The sequence below is a fragment of the Streptomyces sp. NPDC038280 genome (genome assembly GCF_055600045.1).
Window position 1 is genome coordinate 211,491 of record NZ_JBVJYZ010000006.1, and the last position, 15,180, is coordinate 226,670.

Below are 15,180 nucleotides of genomic sequence, written 5' to 3' on the forward strand. Positions count from 1 at the left end.
AAAACGTTGTGCAACACACCGACAGTGGGCGTACTGACCATGCGGATGAGCAACGTCGATGTCGATGACCTTGGTGCGATGAGTTTTTGACGGAGTGGCGGTCTTCATCGACGGCGGTGCGAGCGAGCCGTGGACGCGTCAGGGCGCGGGGGCGCTCACCGAGTTGCTGTCGGCCTCTGTTGCCCGCACGCTCGACGGGCAGGGCCACGACGGGACCCGCGCGCCCTCGCCCCACTGCCGGCGGACGTCCTGACCATGAACGGAGAGCGGTGACGTGAGCAAGGTCTTCGCCAGCCTGGGCATGTCCCCTGGACGGCTTCATCGCCGGGCCGAACGCACGGCCCGGCAACCCGGCTCGGCGACGCGGGACGCGCATCCACCAATGGTTGTACGGGGTTGAGGCCTGGCGGGAGCGCCAGAGCATGAGCGGCGGCGAGTCCAAGGTCTCCGGTGAGGTCGTCGAGGAGAACTTCGCGCGGGCCGGCGCCTATGTCATGGGCCGGAGCATGTTCTCCGAGGGGGAGATCGGCCGGCCGGACCCGCCGCCGTTCCGCGCGCCTGTCTTCGTCCTGACGAGCACGGCGCGTGGACCCTGGGTCCGGCAGGGCGATACGACGTTCACCTTCGTCACGGACGGCGTCGAGAGTGCCCTCGACCGGGCCTGCGCCGCCGCCGGGGAGAAGGACGTGCAGATCGCCGGAGGCGCCCGGACGGTCCGTCAGTACCTGAACGTCGGGCTGGTCGACGAGCTGGAGATCCACCTTGCGCCGCTCGTGCTCGGTGAGGGGCTCCGGCTGCTCGACGGCGTCACGGCCGATCTGCGGCTGGAACCGGACCGGGTCGTCGACGCGCCGGACGTCACGCATCTGCGGTACCGCGTCGTGCGCTGAGCCGGCGCCTCAGCACCTTTGTCCGCCCAAGCCTCGCCCCGGGCGGGGCTCTGCCGTGCCCGCCGTCGCCCTTGTCATACCGCCATCACCCGCTGTTTCCGCACACCTCCCCCTTGTCCGACCTGTCCGGAGGGCGAGACGTATTGACGGGCGGGGCCGAGGCCACTTAGGTTCGCCTTACCTCACTTCACCGAAAGGTTTCAGCCATGTCCGGGGCTTCCCAACCTCCAGCGTCCCTGACGCCACAGACGCCCCAGAGCTCTCTTGCGCCCCTTTCGGCCATCGGCACCCCGGTGTGGACCCTGGTGGTGATCGGCGCCCTGAGCTGCGCCGCACTGACCACCGTCTGCTGGGCGGCAGGCCATGTCCACGCCGCCCCGTCCCTCCTCACCGGGGCGCGCTTCCTGCACCTCGCGTCCCTCGTCGTCGGACTCGGTTCCGTACTCGCCGTCGACTGGCACGCCATCCTCTGGGCCCTCGGCCGCCGACGCCTCAGTGACGTCGTGCGGACCGCGTCCGCGCTGCACGTCCCGATCTGGGGTGGGCTGGCCGGGCTGGTGCTGAGCGGCATGTTCCTCAAGCCGAACCTGGAGTCTCCGCTCACCTGGGTCAAGCTCGGACTCGTCCTCGTCGTCACGCTCAACGGCCTCTACGCCCACTGGCTCGGACAGCGCCTGGCTCCCGAGAGAGCGGTGCCCGTACCGCGTCGGCTGCTGGTGCGGTGCGCCATCGCCGCCACCGTCTCCCAGTGCGGGTGGTGGGGCGCCACCTTCATAGGCTTCCTCAACAGCCAGTCCTAGGAGCCGCAGGCGGCAGGGCCGTGGAGTTCGCCGACATGCCGGGCCCTCCCGGGCCACCTAGCCCCAGAGCGCCTCCGCCGCCGCCACCCCCGCGAACACCGCCCCGAGCCCCGCCGCCACACTTCCGATCACATTCGCCGCGGCGTAGAGCGTCGCGCCGTCCTCCGCCAGGCGCAGCGTCTCGTACGAAAAGGTGGAGTACGTCGTCAACGCCCCGCACAGGCCGGTGCCGAGCAGCAGTTGAAGCTCCGAGCCGGCGGCGCCCGCCGTGGCCGCGCCGGTCAGGAGGCCGAGGACGAGGCAGCCCGCGACGTTCACGGTGAAGGTGCCCCAGGGGAAGAGGGAGTCGTGGCGCCTCTGCACGGCGCGGTCGGTGAGGAAACGCAGAGGGGCGCCGACCGCGGCGCCGGCGATCACCAGGAGCCAGTTCACTCGGGAGTCCCGGTCCCCGGACCGTCGTCCGCCGCGCGGCCCGCGTAGCGGATGACCTCGCACGTGTCGAGGCTCACCAGGCCCTCCCCCACCAGCTCGTCGAGCTGCGGCAGGAAGGCCCGTACGCGCTCCTCGGTGTCCACGATCACGATCGCCACCGGCAGGTCCTCGCTCAGGGACAGCAGCCGGGAGGTGTGGATCAGGGACGAGGCGCCGAAGCCCTCGATGCCGCGGAACACGCTGGCACCGGCGAGGCCGGCCGCGTGGGCGCGGTGCACGATCTCCGTGTAGAGGGGCTTGTGGTGCCACAGGTCGCTCTCTCCGATGAAGACCGTGACCCGCAGGGCCGTGCCCGTCAGCCTCGTCATGGCGCACTCCTCTCCGTTGGGGGTACCCGGCCCGCCGGACGCCGGGCCGCCACCAGGCGGCGCGTCGCCGCCGCCCCGAGCCATACGCCGACGAGCGCCGCGAGCAGTGTCGCCCCCAGATACGCCGCCCCCTTGACCGCCTCGCCGCCGTCGACAAGACGCCGGATGTCGGCGGCGTACGTGGAGAAGGTGGTGAAGCCGCCCAGGACACCGGTACCGAAGAAGGGGCGTACGAGCCGGTGCGCGGCCCACACGTCGGCGATCACGACCATGAACGCGCCGATGACCACGCACCCGACGGCGTTCACCGCCAGGGTCGTCCACGGGAAGGCCCCGGGGTCCGTCGGCCAGAGCAGGGCGGCTCCGTACCGGGCAGTGGCTCCGATGGCCCCGCCCGCCGCCACCACACCGATGACGGGCCACAGCGCCGGCGGGGCTGGCCTGGTCATACGTCTCCTACGGGGGCGGGGCCCCAGCCTATCGCCGCGCCCGTCCGCAGGGCGGGAGGGCCGCATTACCCTTCCTGGCCATGGGCACTGTGCGGCGGAGGATCTCCGCGGAAGAGCGGCGCGTGCGGCTGGCCGTGCGGCATCGGCTGGCCGGGGACGCCCGGGGCGGCGGGGCCGAGGAGGTCGGACGGGCCGTCGTGGCACTGCACGCCACCGACGCGGCGAGTGTCCACCTCGCGGTCGGGGCCCGGCTCCGGGACGCCGGAAGGACGGTCGCGGAGGTGGAGCGGGCACTGTACGAGGACCGGACGCTGCTGCGGATGCACGGCATGCGGCACACCCTCTTCGTCTTTCCCGCCGACCTCGCGCCCGTGGTCCAGGCGTCCACCACGCACGCCGTCGCCGTCCGCGAACGCGCCATGCTCATCAAGCATCTGGAGGCCGGAAGCGACCTCGACGCGGCGTGGCTGGAGCGGACGGAGCAGGAGACGCTCGCCGCCCTGGAGGCGCGGGGCGAGGCGACGGCCGCTCAGCTGGGGGCGGACGTACCGCGGTTGCGGACGCGGTTCGTCTACGGTCCCGGCACGCCCAACGAGGGGCCCCAGTCCGTGTCCTCCCGGCTGCTGCGCGTCCTCGGAACGGAAGGGCGGGTGACGCGCGGGCGGCCGCTCGGCACGTGGACGTCCAGTCAGTTCCGCTGGGCCATCGCGCCGCCGATGCCCGACATGCCGGCCGCCGAGGCACAGGCGGAGCTCGTACGGCACTGGCTGGCCGCCTGCGGTCCCGCCACCGATGCCGATCTGAAGTGGTGGACCGGCTGGAAGGTCACCGACGTACGCAAGGCCCTCGCCGCGCTCGGCGCCGAGGCCGTCGATCTCGACGAGGGCGTGGGGTACGTCCTGCCCGGGGACACCGAGGACACCCCGGCGACCGGGCCCTGGGCGGCCCTGCTGCCCGCCCTCGACCCCACGGCCATGGGCTGGCAGGGCCGCGACTGGTTCCTGCGTCCCGGCCATCGCACCGAACTCTTCGACCGCAGCGGCAACATCGGTCCCACCGTCTGGTGGAACGGTCGGATCATCGGGGGCTGGGCCCAGCGCGCGGACGGCGAGATCGTGTGGAAGCTGTTCGACGACCCGTCCGCTCCGGGCCGGGACACCGCCGCCGTCGCCGCCGTCGAGAAGGAGGCCGAGCGGTTGCACGGGTGGCTCGGCGGCGTCCGCGTCACTCCCCGCTTCCGTACGCCCCTCGAGCGCGCGCTCACCGGCCCGAGGACGGGCGGGACGCCTTGACCGAGTACATCAGCGGAGTACGGGGGCGGTCCGCCGGGAAGCGGTAGCAGCCGTCCTCGTGCCGCCGCAGCGAGCCGAAACGGGGGAAGAGCGTGACGTCGTGCTCGTGCAGGAACTCGATGCGCAGGCCGGCCGCCGCGAGCGCGGAGACGACGTCGCCGACGGGGTGCTGCCACTCCACGCTGCGGTTGTGGACGGTGGCGGCGTCGGTGTCGGCGTACGTCCCGGCCACCTCGTCCACCCAGGCGTCCCGGGCGAAGTAGTCGTAGCTGATCCGCGAGCCGGTCTCCTCGTCGAGCGCGTCGGTGAGCGGGTGGAACTCGCTGAGGTAGAGGAAGCCGCCGGGCGCCACGAGGGATGCGGCGGTGTCGGCCCAGCGCTCGATGTCGGGAAGCCAGTTCAGCGCGCCGCAGCCGGTGTAGACGATGTCGTACGCGCTGTCCGGGACGGCCTGCGCGGCGTCATACACGTCGGCGGCGACGAACGCGGCCGCGTCGGGAGTGAGTCCGAGATCGGCGGCGAGGGAGCGGGCGGTCTCGACGGCGGGTTCGGAGAAGTCGAGGCCGACGACGTGAGAGGTGCCCCGGCGCGCCCAGGAGAGGGTGTCGAGGCCGATGTGGCACTGGAGGTGGAGCAGCGACCGGCCGGTGACGTCGCCGACCTCCGCCACCTCGAAGTCACGCAGTACGTCCTTGCCGGCCCGGAAGGCGGCGAGGTCGTAGAAGTCGCTCGCGACGTGGATCGGGACCCGTTCGTCCCAGCGGGCGCGGTTGGCCTCGCGCCAGTCGGCGGGGGTCGGAGAGTACATGCCGGGGAGGTTATCCACAGGCTGCGGACGATGCGAGCGGATTGTCGGCGGGGCAGAGCATCATGGGCGCATGACTGAGCACCGCAACACGAACGAGTCGTCGGCGGCCGGCCCGGGAGCCGGCCTCGCGGGGGCGGACCCCGCCGGGACGGAGCCCGCGGGGACGGAGCCCGCGGGGACGGAGCCTGCGGGCACCGGCGTCTCCGGGCCCGACCTCGCCGGGATGCCGGACTGGGAGAAGCGCTTCCGGGCGCCGCGGGTGTCGCTGCCCGACTGGGCGCTGGACGCTCCGGACCGGTCGCTGTTCGTGTCCAATGCCACCGGGACGTACGAGCTGTACGCCTGGGACCGGGCCACCGGAGGGCAGCGGCAGGCCACGGACCGGCCGAACGGTACGACCGACGGCATACTGTCGCCCGACGGCGAGTGGATCTGGTGGTTCTCGGACACGGACGGCGACGAGTTCGGCGTGTGGATGCGTCAGCCCTTCGGCGGCGGGGACGACACACCGGCCGTGCCCGGGCTCGAGGCGTCGTACCCGGCGGGGCTGGCGATCGGGCGGGACGGCACGGTGGTGGTCGGCCGGTCCACCGACGAGGTCGGATCGACGGTCCATGTCGCGCGGGACGGCGGGGCTCCCCTCGAGATCTACCGGCACCGGGAGTTGGCCGGGGTCGGCGACCTCTCCCACGACGGCACGCTGATCGCCCTCGAGCACACGGAGCACGGGGACGCCATGCACTCGGCGCTGCGGGTGGTCCGCCGGGACGGCTCGCCGGTGGCGGAGCTGGACGACACCAAGGGCGGCCAGGAGGAGCTGGGGCTCTCGGTGCTGGGGTTCGCGCCGGTCGACGGCGACACCCGGCTGCTGGTCGGGCACCAGCGGCGCGGCCGCTGGGAGCCGATGCTCTGGGACGTCGCGTCGGGCACGGAGACCGACCTGAAGCTCGGTCTGCCGGGCGATGTGTCGGCGGAGTGGTACCCGGACGGATCGGGGCTGCTGATCGTGCACAGCTTCGAGGCACGCAGCGAGCTGTGGCGGTACGACACGGCCACGCGCGCCCTGGAGCGGATCCAGACGCCTGCCGGGTCGGTGACGGACGCGACGGCCCGCCCGGACGGGACCGTCGAGTACCTGTGGTCGTCGGCGCAGCGCCCGCCGTCGGTGCGCTCGACCGCCGGCGGGATGGTGCTGGACCCGCCCGGACTGAAGGCGCCGGAGTCGGTGCCGGTGGAGGACGTCTGGGTGGAGGGCCCGGGCGGCCGTGTCCACGCTCTGGTGCAGCGTCCGTCCGGCAGCGGCCCCTTCCCGACGGTCTTCGAGATCCACGGCGGGCCGACCTGGCACGACAGCGACGCGTTCGCGGCCGGGCCGGCGGCCTGGGTGGATCACGGGTACGCGGTCGTACGGGTCAACTACCGGGGCTCCACGGGATACGGCCGGGAGTGGACCGACGCGCTGAAGCACCGGGTCGGGCTGATCGAGCTGGAGGACATCGCGGCGGTCCGTGAATGGGCCGTCTCCTCCGGGCTGGCCGACCCGGAGGAGCTGGTGCTGGCGGGCGGCTCCTGGGGCGGTTATCTGACGCTGCTCGGGCTCGGCACGCAGCCCGACGCCTGGGCGGTGGGGCTGGCGGCGGTACCGGTCGCGGACTACGTCACGGCGTACCACGACGAGATGGAGGCCCTGAAGGCGATGGACCGCACGCTGCTGGGCGGGACACCGGAGGAGGTCCCGGAGCGGTTCGAGGCGTCGTCGCCGCTGACCTACGTGGACGCGGTGCGCGCGCCGGTCTACATCTCGGCGGGCGTCAACGACCCGCGCTGCCCGATCCGCCAGGTCGAGAACTATGTGGACCGGCTGGCGGGGAGGGACGCGGTGCACGAGGTGTACCGGTACGACGCGGGGCACGGCTCGCTGGTGGTGGAGGAGCGGATCAAGCAGGTGCGGCTGGAGCTGGACTTCACCGAGAGGCACCTGCGGGGGCGGCGCGCGTGACCCGCGGGGCGGGGAGCGCGAGGGCGGGCTCGGGGCCCGCAGGGGCCACGGCCGGCGGGGTCAACACGGCAGGGGGTGAGGGGGTGCAGCAGTGAGGCGGTGAGGGGCGGCGCGCCGGGGCGGGCGGGCGGTGGCCGGGGCGACGCGGCGGGACGCGACGGGGTGAGCGGGCGGTGGCCGGGGCCGGGGTGAGCGGGAAAGCAGCCGCCGACCGGGCTGGCACGCTGGGGCGGGCCGGCGGGGGCCGGGGCGGACCGGGGGAACGGGAAAGCGGCCGCCGGCGGGACGACGCGGCGGGCGGGCGGTGGCCGGGGCCGGGGTGAGCGGGGACGCGGTTCTCGGCACGGTCCGGGGACCCGAGCGGCCGGAAGGCGAGCGCGTTCCGTACCGTGGAGGGGTGTACCGGTTCCTGAGAACGCCCCGCTGGTGGGGGATCAACGTCTTCGTCCTGCTGGCGATCCCGTTCTGCGTGTTCATGGGCACCTGGCAGCTGGGCAAGTTCGAGGACCGCGTCGACTCCCACCGGCAGGCCGAGCAGCGCCCCGATCCCGGTACGCGGGCCGCCGCGCCGCTCGACGAGCTGCTGCCGGTCGACAAGGAGACGTCGGGACGGCACGCGTCGGCGAGCGGGCGGTACGGCGAGCAGTTCCTCGTACCGGACCGTGAGCTGGACGGCCGGACCGGCTCGTACGTGCTGACCATGCTGCGGACCGACGGCGGCAAGTCCCTGCCGGTGGTACGGGGATGGCTCCCGCCGGGCGCGAAGGCCCCGGCGCCGCCGTCCGGCGAGGTCACCGTCACGGGTGCGCTCCAGGCCTCGGAGAGCGCCGGGACGAACGGTGTCCACGCGGGTGGCGGCCTGCCGGAAGGGCAGCTGGGGATGATCAGCGCGGCGTCGCTGGTGAACGTGGTCTCCGACGACGTCTATGACGCCTGGGTGACGCTCACGGACGCCCCTCAGGGCCTGAAGCCGGTTCCGGCGAGCGCCCCGGCGGGCAGCGGTCTGGACGTGAAGGCGTTCCAGAACCTCGGCTACACGGGCGAGTGGTTCGTCTTCGCCGGCTTTGTGATCTTCATGTGGTTCCGTCTGTTCCGCCGGGAGGCGGAGGCGGCGAGGGACGAGGCCCTGGGCCTCACGGCCTGAGGCGGCCGGCGCCCGGCCGTACGTCGTCGTTCACCGGGACCGTCGGCTCCGGGCCTGAGGCGGTCAGCGCGCCCGGCCGTACGTCGTCGTTCACCGGGCCCGTCGGCTCCGGCACGGCCCTCCCGGCCGACGTGCCGAGGCAGCCGCCCGTGGCCGGCCCTCCGCGGACTGCGCCTCGCCCGTCCCATCTCATCCAGCACCCTGGTCGTCCCGGCGCGGGCGTGCCGCGCGTCCCCGTCACGCCTCCCCCGCCGGCTAGGACGCGTCCAGCACTCCCGTGCGGTAGATCGTGCCGGCGCAGGCGTTCGGGATGGTGGCCTCGGCCGCCGGCGCTCCCGGTTCCGCCGTGTGGCTGACCGCGACGCTGCCCTCCTGCGGGGTGCCCTCCTCCGTGCCGAGCTGCGTCGTGGTGTTCGCCGACGACGTGTCCGTACCGGTCGAGCCGCTCGTCGTGCCGCCCGCGTCGGCCGGGGGCGTCGGGTCCGGGGAGACCCCCGTGGTGGGGCAGGTCTCCGTGGGGACCCAGGCGAACTTCACCTCGTACGCCGTGTCCGGCTTCAGGACCAGCGGCTGGGCTTCCTGCGACGGGTCCGGGAGGCCGCTCGCCGCGTCACCCGCAGCGTGTTCCACGACGCTGATCCTGGACTTGTCGGCCGCACCCTTGGCCTCGAAGTTGACGCTGCCCGCGCCGTTGACCGCGCACTCCGTGCCGGAGATGTTGGAGACGCGGAAGGTTCCGTAGACCTTGCCGTCCGCGTCCGGCTTCTCCGCCTGCGCCGAGATGACGCTCAGCTGGCCGGCCTCGCAGACGGGGGAGGACACCGCGTACGAGGTGGACGGGGTGACCGAGCCTCCGCCGGCGCCGCCCGTGCTGCCCGAGATCGCTTCTTCGGGCTTCTGCGTGCCGGGGGTCGCGCTCTCACCGGCCGACGGACCGACGGAGGGCCTGCCGGGGGCGTTGCCGCTGCCGTCCTCGCCCGTCTCGTCACCGGTGCCGCCCTGGGCCTGCTCACCGTGGCCCGCGTTGACCGGCAGATCGTCGGAGATCGCGCCCGAGGTCGCGACGTGCACGAACGCCGGGACCGCGGTCCCGATCAGGACCACCGCGGCCGCGATGCCGACGACAGCCTGGCGCTTGCGGGCGCGTCGCGCCGGGACCGCGAGGCGCAGGCGATCGAGGGCGCCTTCGGACGGTTCGAGATCATCGACAGCCCCGCGGAGCATGCGCCGGAGCGCCAGCTCGTCGTCCCCGCCCTCGCCGAGTCCACCACCGGGCCCGCCGCCACCGAAGCCACCAGCACCAGCACCAGCACCAGCACCAGCACCGAAGTCGATGCCGCTCGCACCCTCAAGGCGCTCATGGCCTGCTGGGCCCGCTTGGTCCCCTCGGCCCGCTTGGTCCGCGGCGCCCGCGTGGCCGCCCGTTTCCTTCACGTGCCGCTCGTTGTCCGGCCCGTCGTTCACAATTCCGTTTCCAGTCCGGTCGTCGTCCAACGGCCCGTCCGGCCCGTACCGCTCATCGTCGTCAGGGCCTCGATCGCCGAAGCCCTTGCCCCAGGAGCCCTTGTCCCCGAAGCCCCTGCCGCCGCGCCAGTTCATGCGTTCGCCTCCATGGCGACACGCAGCGCCGCGATACCGCGCGATCCATACGCCTTCACCGAGCCCAGCGATATGCCGAGCGTCTCGGCGACCTGCGCCTCGGTCATGTCCGCGAAGTACCGCAGGACCAGGACCTCACGCTGCCGGCGCTGCAGTCCCCGCATCGCCTTGATGAGGGCGTCCCGCTCCAGCTGGTCGTACGCGCCCTCCTCGGCGCTCGCCATGTCGGGCATCGGCTTGGAGAGCAGCTTCAGACCGAGGATGCGGCGGCGCAGCGCCGAGCGCGACAGGTTCACGACCGTCTGGCGCAGATAGGCGAGCGTCTTCTCGCGGTCGCGCACGCGGTTGCGCGCGGAGTGGACGCGGATGAAGGCCTCCTGGACCACGTCCTCGCAGGAGGCCGTGTCGTCCAGGAGCAGCGCCGCGAGGCCGAGCAGCGACCGGTAGTGCGCGCGATAGGTCTCGGTGAGGTGGTCGACGGTGGTGCCCGCGGTCATCGTCGCTTCAGCGCCCTCGCGCGGCGCCGGAATGCGGGCGGGCCGCGTGGCGGGCATCGGAGCGATCACCGGCATGCCGCCGGGCGTGCGAGGCCGCCGGAGCGGACGCACGGAAGCGCCCAGAACCGGGGCTGCCGTCGCGGTCCGGAGCGGGACCACGGCCGCACCGCGGAGCGGGACCACCGCTGTGATGTCGAGTACCTCTGCCACGCCTGTTGGACACGCTGCCCCCCGTCAGGGTTGTACGCGTACGCCACCGTTTTTGACGGTGCGTCGTTTGCCCTCATGCGTACCCGCTCTTCCCCAATGCCCCGATTTTCGCAGCACCGCGAAGGGGCGACCGCATAGACGCCTCCCGCCCAACTACCGGTTGCAGAAAGGGGGAAGAGCATCGTCGAACATGCCATCACCCCAGTTCAAGTGGCATGGACCGGCGACTTGCTCACACGGCGTTCACAGATCCTACAAACCGCAACGATCGTGCCGCAGCCAATTCCCGCCGCATATGACCGGATACATCAAGTCGACAGAGGCCGGGCCGCGAACTCGGTGGCGATCGCCTCGGCGATCTGCGCGGTGTTCAGGGCGGCGCCCTTGCGCAGGTTGTCGCCGCAGACGAAGAGCTCCAGGGCGCGCTCGTCGTCCATCGACCGCCGCACCCGGCCGACCCAGGTCGGGTCCGTGCCCACGACATCGGCGGGGGTGGGGAAGTCGCCCGCCGCGGGGTTGTCGTACAGCACCACACCCGGCGAGGTCGCCAGGATCTCGTGCGCCCGGTTCACGGTGACGGGGTTCTCGAAGCGCGCGTGTACGGAGACGGAGTGGGCGCTCACCACGGGCACCCGCACACAGGTCGCCGCGACGCGCAGATCGGGCAGCCCCAGGATCTTGCGGCTCTCCTCGCGGATCCGCAGCTCCTCCGACGACCAGCCGTCCTCGCGCAGCTCACCGGACCACGGCACCACATTGAGGGCGAGCGGACCGGGGAAGGGGCCGGTGTCGTCCCCGACGGCCCTGCGGACGTCTCCGGGGTGGATGCCCAGTTCCGTACCGGCGACGACGGAGAGCTGCGCGCGCAGCGCGCCCACGCCGTCCTGGCCCGCACTACTGGCGGCCTGGTACGCCGAGACGACCAGCTCGGTCACACCGAACTCGGCGTGCAGCGCGCCCACGGCGACGATCAGCGCCAGCGTCGTGCAGCCGGGGCCGGCGACGATGCCGCGCGGGCGCACCCGCGCGGCATGGGAGTTGATCTCGGGGACCACCAGGGGCACGTCCGGGTCCATCCGGAACGCCGCCGAGCTGTCCACGACGACGGCGCCCTTGGCGGCGGCGATGGGTGCCCACCGCGCCGCCACGTCCGCGGGCACCAGGAACAGCACGACATCCGTGCCCTCGAGGGTCTCCTCGCTGAGCGCGAGGACCTCCATTTCCTCACCGCGGACGGCCAGTTTGCGGCCGGCCGACCTCGGTGAGGCGACGAGACGGATGTCGCCCCAGATATCGGCGTGCTGCGACAGGATCTGGAGCATCACCGCGCCGACGGCTCCGGTCGCTCCGACGACCGTGAGCGTCGGCTTGCGGATCATCGTCCGGCGCTCGTCGTCGGGCGTTCCGGGGCGCTCATCGCCGGGTGCTCATCGTCCGGTGCCGCCGTACACGACGGCCTCGTCCGAGTCGCTGTCCAGACCGAAGGCCGTGTGGACGGCGCGGACGGCCTCGTTGACGTCGTCGGCGCGGGTGACGACCGAGATGCGGATCTCGGAGGTCGAGATGAGCTCGATGTTCACCCCCGCGTCGGAGAGCGCCTGGAAGAAGGACGCCGTGACACCGGGGTTGGTCTTCATACCCGCGCCGACCAGGGAGATCTTGCCGATCTGGTCGTCGTAGCGCAGGGAGTCGAAGCCGATCGCGCTCTTCGCCTTCTCCAGGGCGTCGATGGCCTTGTGGCCCTCGGCCTTGGGGAGGGTGAAGGAGATGTCCGTGAGGCCGGTGGAGGCGGCCGACACATTCTGGACGATCATGTCGATGTTGATCTCGGCATCCGCGATGGCGCGGAAGATGGCCGCGGCCTCGCCCGGCTTGTCCGGCACACCGACGACCGTGATCTTGGCTTCGGAGACGTCGTGGGCGACTCCGGAGATGATGGCGTGCTCCACCTGCTGGTCCCCTTGCGGCTCGTTGCTGACCCAGGTCCCGCGCAGCCCGGAGAAGGACGAACGGACGTGGATCGGGATGTTGTATCGGCGTGCGTACTCCACGCAGCGGTGCAGCAGCACCTTGGAGCCGGAGGCGGCGAGCTCCAGCATGTCCTCGAAGGAGATCCAGTCGATCTTCTTCGCCTTCTTCACGACCCGGGGGTCGGCGGTGAAGACGCCGTCGACGTCGGTGTAGATCTCGCACACCTCGGCGTCGAGCGCGGCCGCGAGGGCCACCGCCGTGGTGTCGGATCCGCCGCGGCCGAGGGTGGTGATGTCCTTGCTGTCGGCGGACACCCCCTGGAACCCGGCGACGATGGCGATGTTGCCCTCGTCCAGCGCCGTACGGATCCGGCCCGGCGTGACATCGATGATGCGCGCTTTGTTGTGGACCGAGTCGGTGATGACACCTGCCTGGCTGCCCGTGAAGGACTGGGCCTCGTGGCCCAGGTTTTTGATCGCCATGGCCAGCAGGGCCATGGAGATCCGCTCTCCCGCGGTCAGCAGCATGTCGAATTCACGCCCGGCAGGGATCGGGGATACCTGCTCGGCGAGATCGATCAACTCGTCCGTCGTGTCGCCCATCGCCGAAACCACGACGACCACCTGGTGGCCGTTCTTCTTGGCATCGACGATCCGCTTGGCGACGCGCTTGATGCCTTCGGCATCGGCAACGGAGGAGCCTCCGTACTTCTGCACGACAAGGCCCACGTGCGCTCCTCGCTCGGTCCATGTACCGCAGTCATTACTACGGCCGGTTCAGTCTAACGAGCAGCCCCGAATCGCCCGGGCCATATCGCATCGTGAGATGTCCCGCTCACGAAGTGATCAAGCGCCGGGGCCGGGGCTGCCCGTACGGGGCACTTGCCCAAGGTCTCCGGGCGTACGCGGAATGTGCGGCAGGTCACGCGCGACACGCTGGGGCGAGCCGCGGACGGCGGCGGAGGGGTGAGTGCGGCGCCCGGGGGGCGAGGCGGGTACGAGGGGCGCCGTGGCGCGGGCACGCGTAGCCGGCGGCGCCCCGGGGGCGAGGGGCGCCGTGGCGCGGGGCACGCGTAGCCGACGGGGCTCTGGGCAACCGGTAGCAACCACGACGAACCCCCGCAGGGCGAGGGCATTCTGACCGACCGTCAAGGAGGAGAGGCGTCATGAGTTCCACGGCGGACGGCGTGACGGGAACCGTCACCACCAAGGTTCCCGCGCGTCTCGACCGGCTGCCATGGTCACGCTGGCACTGGATGATCGTGATCGGTCTGGGCACTGTGTGGATCCTCGACGGGCTCGAGGTCACCATCGTCGGCAGCATGGCGAGCCGGCTCTCCGAGGACGGCAGCGGACTGTCGATCACGGATGCGCAGGTCACCGGCACCGCCGCGGCGCTGTATGTGGCCGGCGCCTGTACCGGAGCCCTGTTCTTCGGCCGGCTCACCGACCTCTTCGGCCGCAAGAAGCTCTTCCTGATCACTCTCGCCGTCTATCTGGCCGCCACCGCCATGACCGCGATCTCCTTCTCGGTCTGGTGGTTCTTCCTCTTCCGCTTCCTCACCGGCTTCGGCATCGGAGGTGAGTACGCGGCGATCAATTCGGCGATCGACGAGCTGATCCCCAGCAAGTACCGGGGGCGCGTCGACCTGATCATCAACGGCAGCTACTGGCTCGGCGCCATGGGCGGTGCCCTGCTGTCCGTGGTGGCTCTCGACACCGACCTCCTCCCCAAGGACATCGGGTGGCGGGTCTCCTTCGCCCTCGGCGTCGTCCTGGGCCTTGTGATCATGCTCGTACGCCGCCATGTTCCCGAGAGCCCTCGCTGGATGTTCATCCACGGACGCTCGCAGGGCGCCGAGGAACTCGTCGCCGACGTGGAACGCCAGGTGGAACGGGAGAAGGGCGCGCCCCTGCCCGAGCCCGGCACGGCGATCACCATCCGGCAGCGCCGCGGCACCGGCTTCGTCGAGATCGCCCGAACACTGTTCCGCTCCTACCCCAAGCGGGCGACGCTCGGATTCGCGCTCTTCGTCGGGCAGGCGTTCCTCTACAACGCCATCACCTTCGGGTTCGGCTCGATCCTGGTGACGTTCTTCGATGTGCCCAGCGGGTCGACGGGCTACTTCTTCGCCGTCATCGCCTTCGGCAACTTCCTCGGCCCCCTGCTCCTCGGCCGCCTGTTCGACACCGTCGGCCGGCGCCCGATGATCGCGGGGACGTACCTGCTCTCGGGGCTCCTGCTCTTCGTCACCGCCTGGCTCTTCAGCAGCGGCCGGCTGAACGCCGAGACCATGACCCTGTGCTGGTGCGTCGTGCTCTTCTTCGCCTCGGCGGGGGCCAGCTCCGCGTATCTCACGGTCAGCGAGGTCTTCCCGATGGAGACCCGGGCCATGGCCATCGCGTTCTTCTACGCCGTCGGCACGGCCGCCGGCGGCATCTCGGGGCCGCTGCTGTTCGCCGGGCTGACCGAGAGCGGGGTCGTCTCCGACGCGGTACTCGCCTTCGGCGTGGGCGCCGCGCTGATGGTCGCGGCGGGGCTGGTCGCCGTGTTCCTCGCGGTCCCGGCGGAGGGCAGGTCCCTGGAGGACATCGCCGCCCCACTGTCGGTCAGCGGCACGGAGGACGAGGGCCCGGGCAGGACCACTGCCATCGCCCCCGCGAACGTTACGACCATCTGAGCCCACCGCCCACCGAACGGCACGCAGGCAGCACAGGACCC

Annotated in this window: 16 protein-coding genes; 7 read left to right on the forward strand and 9 right to left on the reverse strand. The window is 71.9% G+C overall.

Going from position 1 to position 15,180, the window contains the following annotated elements; all coding sequences use genetic code 11:
- Window positions 1-94 precede the first annotated feature (94 nt).
- The 3 genes from ACZ7J0_RS15795 (at window position 95) to ACZ7J0_RS15805 (ending at window position 1,690) form a co-directional block, all read left to right on the forward strand.
- Window positions 95-253: a hypothetical protein gene (locus ACZ7J0_RS15795; RefSeq protein WP_470887664.1), complete on the forward strand. Its 159-nt coding sequence runs from the start codon at window positions 95-97 to the stop codon at window positions 251-253.
- 169 nt (window positions 254-422) lie between these two features.
- Window positions 423-890 (forward strand): dihydrofolate reductase family protein, encoded by a 468-nt coding sequence (locus ACZ7J0_RS15800; RefSeq protein ID WP_470887666.1) that lies wholly within the window; start codon window positions 423-425, stop codon window positions 888-890.
- A 206-nt stretch (window positions 891-1,096) separates the two neighbouring features.
- A complete protein-coding gene (locus tag ACZ7J0_RS15805) occupies window positions 1,097-1,690 on the forward strand; it encodes a hypothetical protein (RefSeq protein ID WP_470887668.1) in 594 nt (197 codons plus the stop codon).
- A gap of 57 nt (window positions 1,691-1,747) precedes the next feature.
- Here ACZ7J0_RS15805 and crcB read toward each other — a convergent pair whose 3' ends face one another.
- Genes crcB through ACZ7J0_RS15820 form a run of 3 tightly spaced genes read right to left on the reverse strand, consistent with a single transcriptional unit; the run spans window position 1,748 to window position 2,939 of the window.
- Window positions 1,748-2,122, reverse strand: a complete 375-nt coding sequence (gene crcB, locus ACZ7J0_RS15810) for a fluoride efflux transporter CrcB (RefSeq protein ID WP_470887670.1) — start codon at window positions 2,120-2,122, stop codon at window positions 1,748-1,750.
- A complete protein-coding gene (locus ACZ7J0_RS15815; protein ID WP_470887672.1) occupies window positions 2,119-2,490 on the reverse strand; it encodes a DUF190 domain-containing protein in 372 nt (123 codons plus the stop codon). Before ACZ7J0_RS15815 ends, crcB begins: the two co-directional genes overlap by 4 nt.
- Entirely contained in the window at window positions 2,487-2,939 is a 453-nt protein-coding gene (locus ACZ7J0_RS15820; RefSeq protein ID WP_470887674.1) for a fluoride efflux transporter FluC, read from the reverse strand. The genes ACZ7J0_RS15815 and ACZ7J0_RS15820 overlap by 4 nt, the downstream gene beginning before the upstream one ends.
- Before the next feature lie 80 nt (window positions 2,940-3,019).
- Between ACZ7J0_RS15820 and ACZ7J0_RS15825 the strand changes: the two genes are divergently transcribed.
- On the forward strand, window positions 3,020-4,231 hold the full coding sequence (locus ACZ7J0_RS15825) for a winged helix DNA-binding domain-containing protein (protein ID WP_470887676.1): 1,212 nt from the start codon (window positions 3,020-3,022) through the stop codon (window positions 4,229-4,231).
- Here the strand turns inward: ACZ7J0_RS15825 and ACZ7J0_RS15830 are convergent.
- Window positions 4,200-5,039 carry a class I SAM-dependent methyltransferase gene (locus tag ACZ7J0_RS15830; RefSeq protein WP_470887678.1) on the reverse strand — a complete coding sequence of 280 codons (840 nt, stop codon included), beginning with the start codon at window positions 5,037-5,039 and terminating at the stop codon, window positions 4,200-4,202. The genes ACZ7J0_RS15825 and ACZ7J0_RS15830 overlap by 32 nt on opposite strands.
- A gap of 223 nt (window positions 5,040-5,262) precedes the next feature.
- Between ACZ7J0_RS15830 and ACZ7J0_RS15835 the strand changes: the two genes are divergently transcribed.
- Together ACZ7J0_RS15835 and ACZ7J0_RS15840 are read left to right on the forward strand one after the other, a co-directional pair.
- Window positions 5,263-7,038: a S9 family peptidase gene (locus tag ACZ7J0_RS15835; RefSeq protein WP_470887885.1), complete on the forward strand. Its 1,776-nt coding sequence runs from the start codon at window positions 5,263-5,265 to the stop codon at window positions 7,036-7,038.
- A 397-nt stretch (window positions 7,039-7,435) separates the two neighbouring features.
- Window positions 7,436-8,182: an SURF1 family protein gene (locus ACZ7J0_RS15840; protein WP_470887680.1), complete on the forward strand. Its 747-nt coding sequence runs from the start codon at window positions 7,436-7,438 to the stop codon at window positions 8,180-8,182.
- Here ACZ7J0_RS15840 and ACZ7J0_RS15845 read toward each other — a convergent pair.
- The 5 genes from ACZ7J0_RS15845 to ACZ7J0_RS15865 form a co-directional block, all read right to left on the reverse strand.
- Window positions 8,172-8,297, reverse strand: coding sequence for a hypothetical protein (locus ACZ7J0_RS15845; protein WP_470887682.1), 126 nt, complete (start codon window positions 8,295-8,297; stop codon window positions 8,172-8,174). The two genes, ACZ7J0_RS15840 and ACZ7J0_RS15845, sit on opposite strands and share 11 nt — an antisense overlap.
- 140 nt (window positions 8,298-8,437) lie before the next feature.
- Window positions 8,438-9,781 carry a hypothetical protein gene (locus ACZ7J0_RS15850; RefSeq protein WP_470887684.1) on the reverse strand — a complete coding sequence of 448 codons (1,344 nt, stop codon included), beginning with the start codon at window positions 9,779-9,781 and terminating at the stop codon, window positions 8,438-8,440.
- Window positions 9,778-10,488 (reverse strand): SigE family RNA polymerase sigma factor, encoded by a 711-nt coding sequence (locus ACZ7J0_RS15855; protein ID WP_470887685.1) that lies wholly within the window; start codon window positions 10,486-10,488, stop codon window positions 9,778-9,780. Before ACZ7J0_RS15855 ends, ACZ7J0_RS15850 begins: the two co-directional genes overlap by 4 nt.
- A 308-nt stretch (window positions 10,489-10,796) precedes the next feature.
- Entirely contained in the window at window positions 10,797-11,867 is a 1,071-nt protein-coding gene (locus ACZ7J0_RS15860; RefSeq protein WP_470887687.1) for an aspartate-semialdehyde dehydrogenase, read from the reverse strand.
- Window positions 11,868-11,915: 48 nt separating this feature from the next.
- Window positions 11,916-13,187 (reverse strand): aspartate kinase, encoded by a 1,272-nt coding sequence (locus tag ACZ7J0_RS15865; protein ID WP_470887689.1) that lies wholly within the window; start codon window positions 13,185-13,187, stop codon window positions 11,916-11,918.
- A gap of 437 nt (window positions 13,188-13,624) precedes the next feature.
- Between ACZ7J0_RS15865 and ACZ7J0_RS15870 the strand changes: the two genes are divergently transcribed.
- A complete protein-coding gene (locus ACZ7J0_RS15870; protein WP_470887691.1) occupies window positions 13,625-15,139 on the forward strand; it encodes an MFS transporter in 1,515 nt (504 codons plus the stop codon).
- Window positions 15,140-15,180 lie beyond the last annotated feature (41 nt).

Excerpts from the sequence above, each read along its gene's own strand:
- ACZ7J0_RS15870 (WP_470887691.1), top strand. The coding sequence starts at position 13,625 with ATGAGTTCCACGGCGGACGGCGTGACGGGAACCGTCACCACCAAGGTT.
- ACZ7J0_RS15820 (WP_470887674.1), bottom strand. The coding sequence starts at position 2,939 with ATGACCAGGCCAGCCCCGCCGGCGCTGTGGCCCGTCATCGGTGTGGTG.
- ACZ7J0_RS15805 (WP_470887668.1), top strand. The coding sequence starts at position 1,097 with ATGTCCGGGGCTTCCCAACCTCCAGCGTCCCTGACGCCACAGACGCCC.
- ACZ7J0_RS15825 (WP_470887676.1), top strand. The coding sequence starts at position 3,020 with ATGGGCACTGTGCGGCGGAGGATCTCCGCGGAAGAGCGGCGCGTGCGG.
- ACZ7J0_RS15860 (WP_470887687.1), bottom strand. The coding sequence starts at position 11,867 with ATGATCCGCAAGCCGACGCTCACGGTCGTCGGAGCGACCGGAGCCGTC.
- ACZ7J0_RS15850 (WP_470887684.1), bottom strand. The coding sequence starts at position 9,781 with ATGAACTGGCGCGGCGGCAGGGGCTTCGGGGACAAGGGCTCCTGGGGC.
- ACZ7J0_RS15815 (WP_470887672.1), bottom strand. The coding sequence starts at position 2,490 with ATGACGAGGCTGACGGGCACGGCCCTGCGGGTCACGGTCTTCATCGGA.
- ACZ7J0_RS15830 (WP_470887678.1), bottom strand. The coding sequence starts at position 5,039 with ATGTACTCTCCGACCCCCGCCGACTGGCGCGAGGCCAACCGCGCCCGC.
- ACZ7J0_RS15835 (WP_470887885.1), top strand. The coding sequence starts at position 5,263 with ATGCCGGACTGGGAGAAGCGCTTCCGGGCGCCGCGGGTGTCGCTGCCC.
- ACZ7J0_RS15800 (WP_470887666.1), top strand. The coding sequence starts at position 423 with ATGAGCGGCGGCGAGTCCAAGGTCTCCGGTGAGGTCGTCGAGGAGAAC.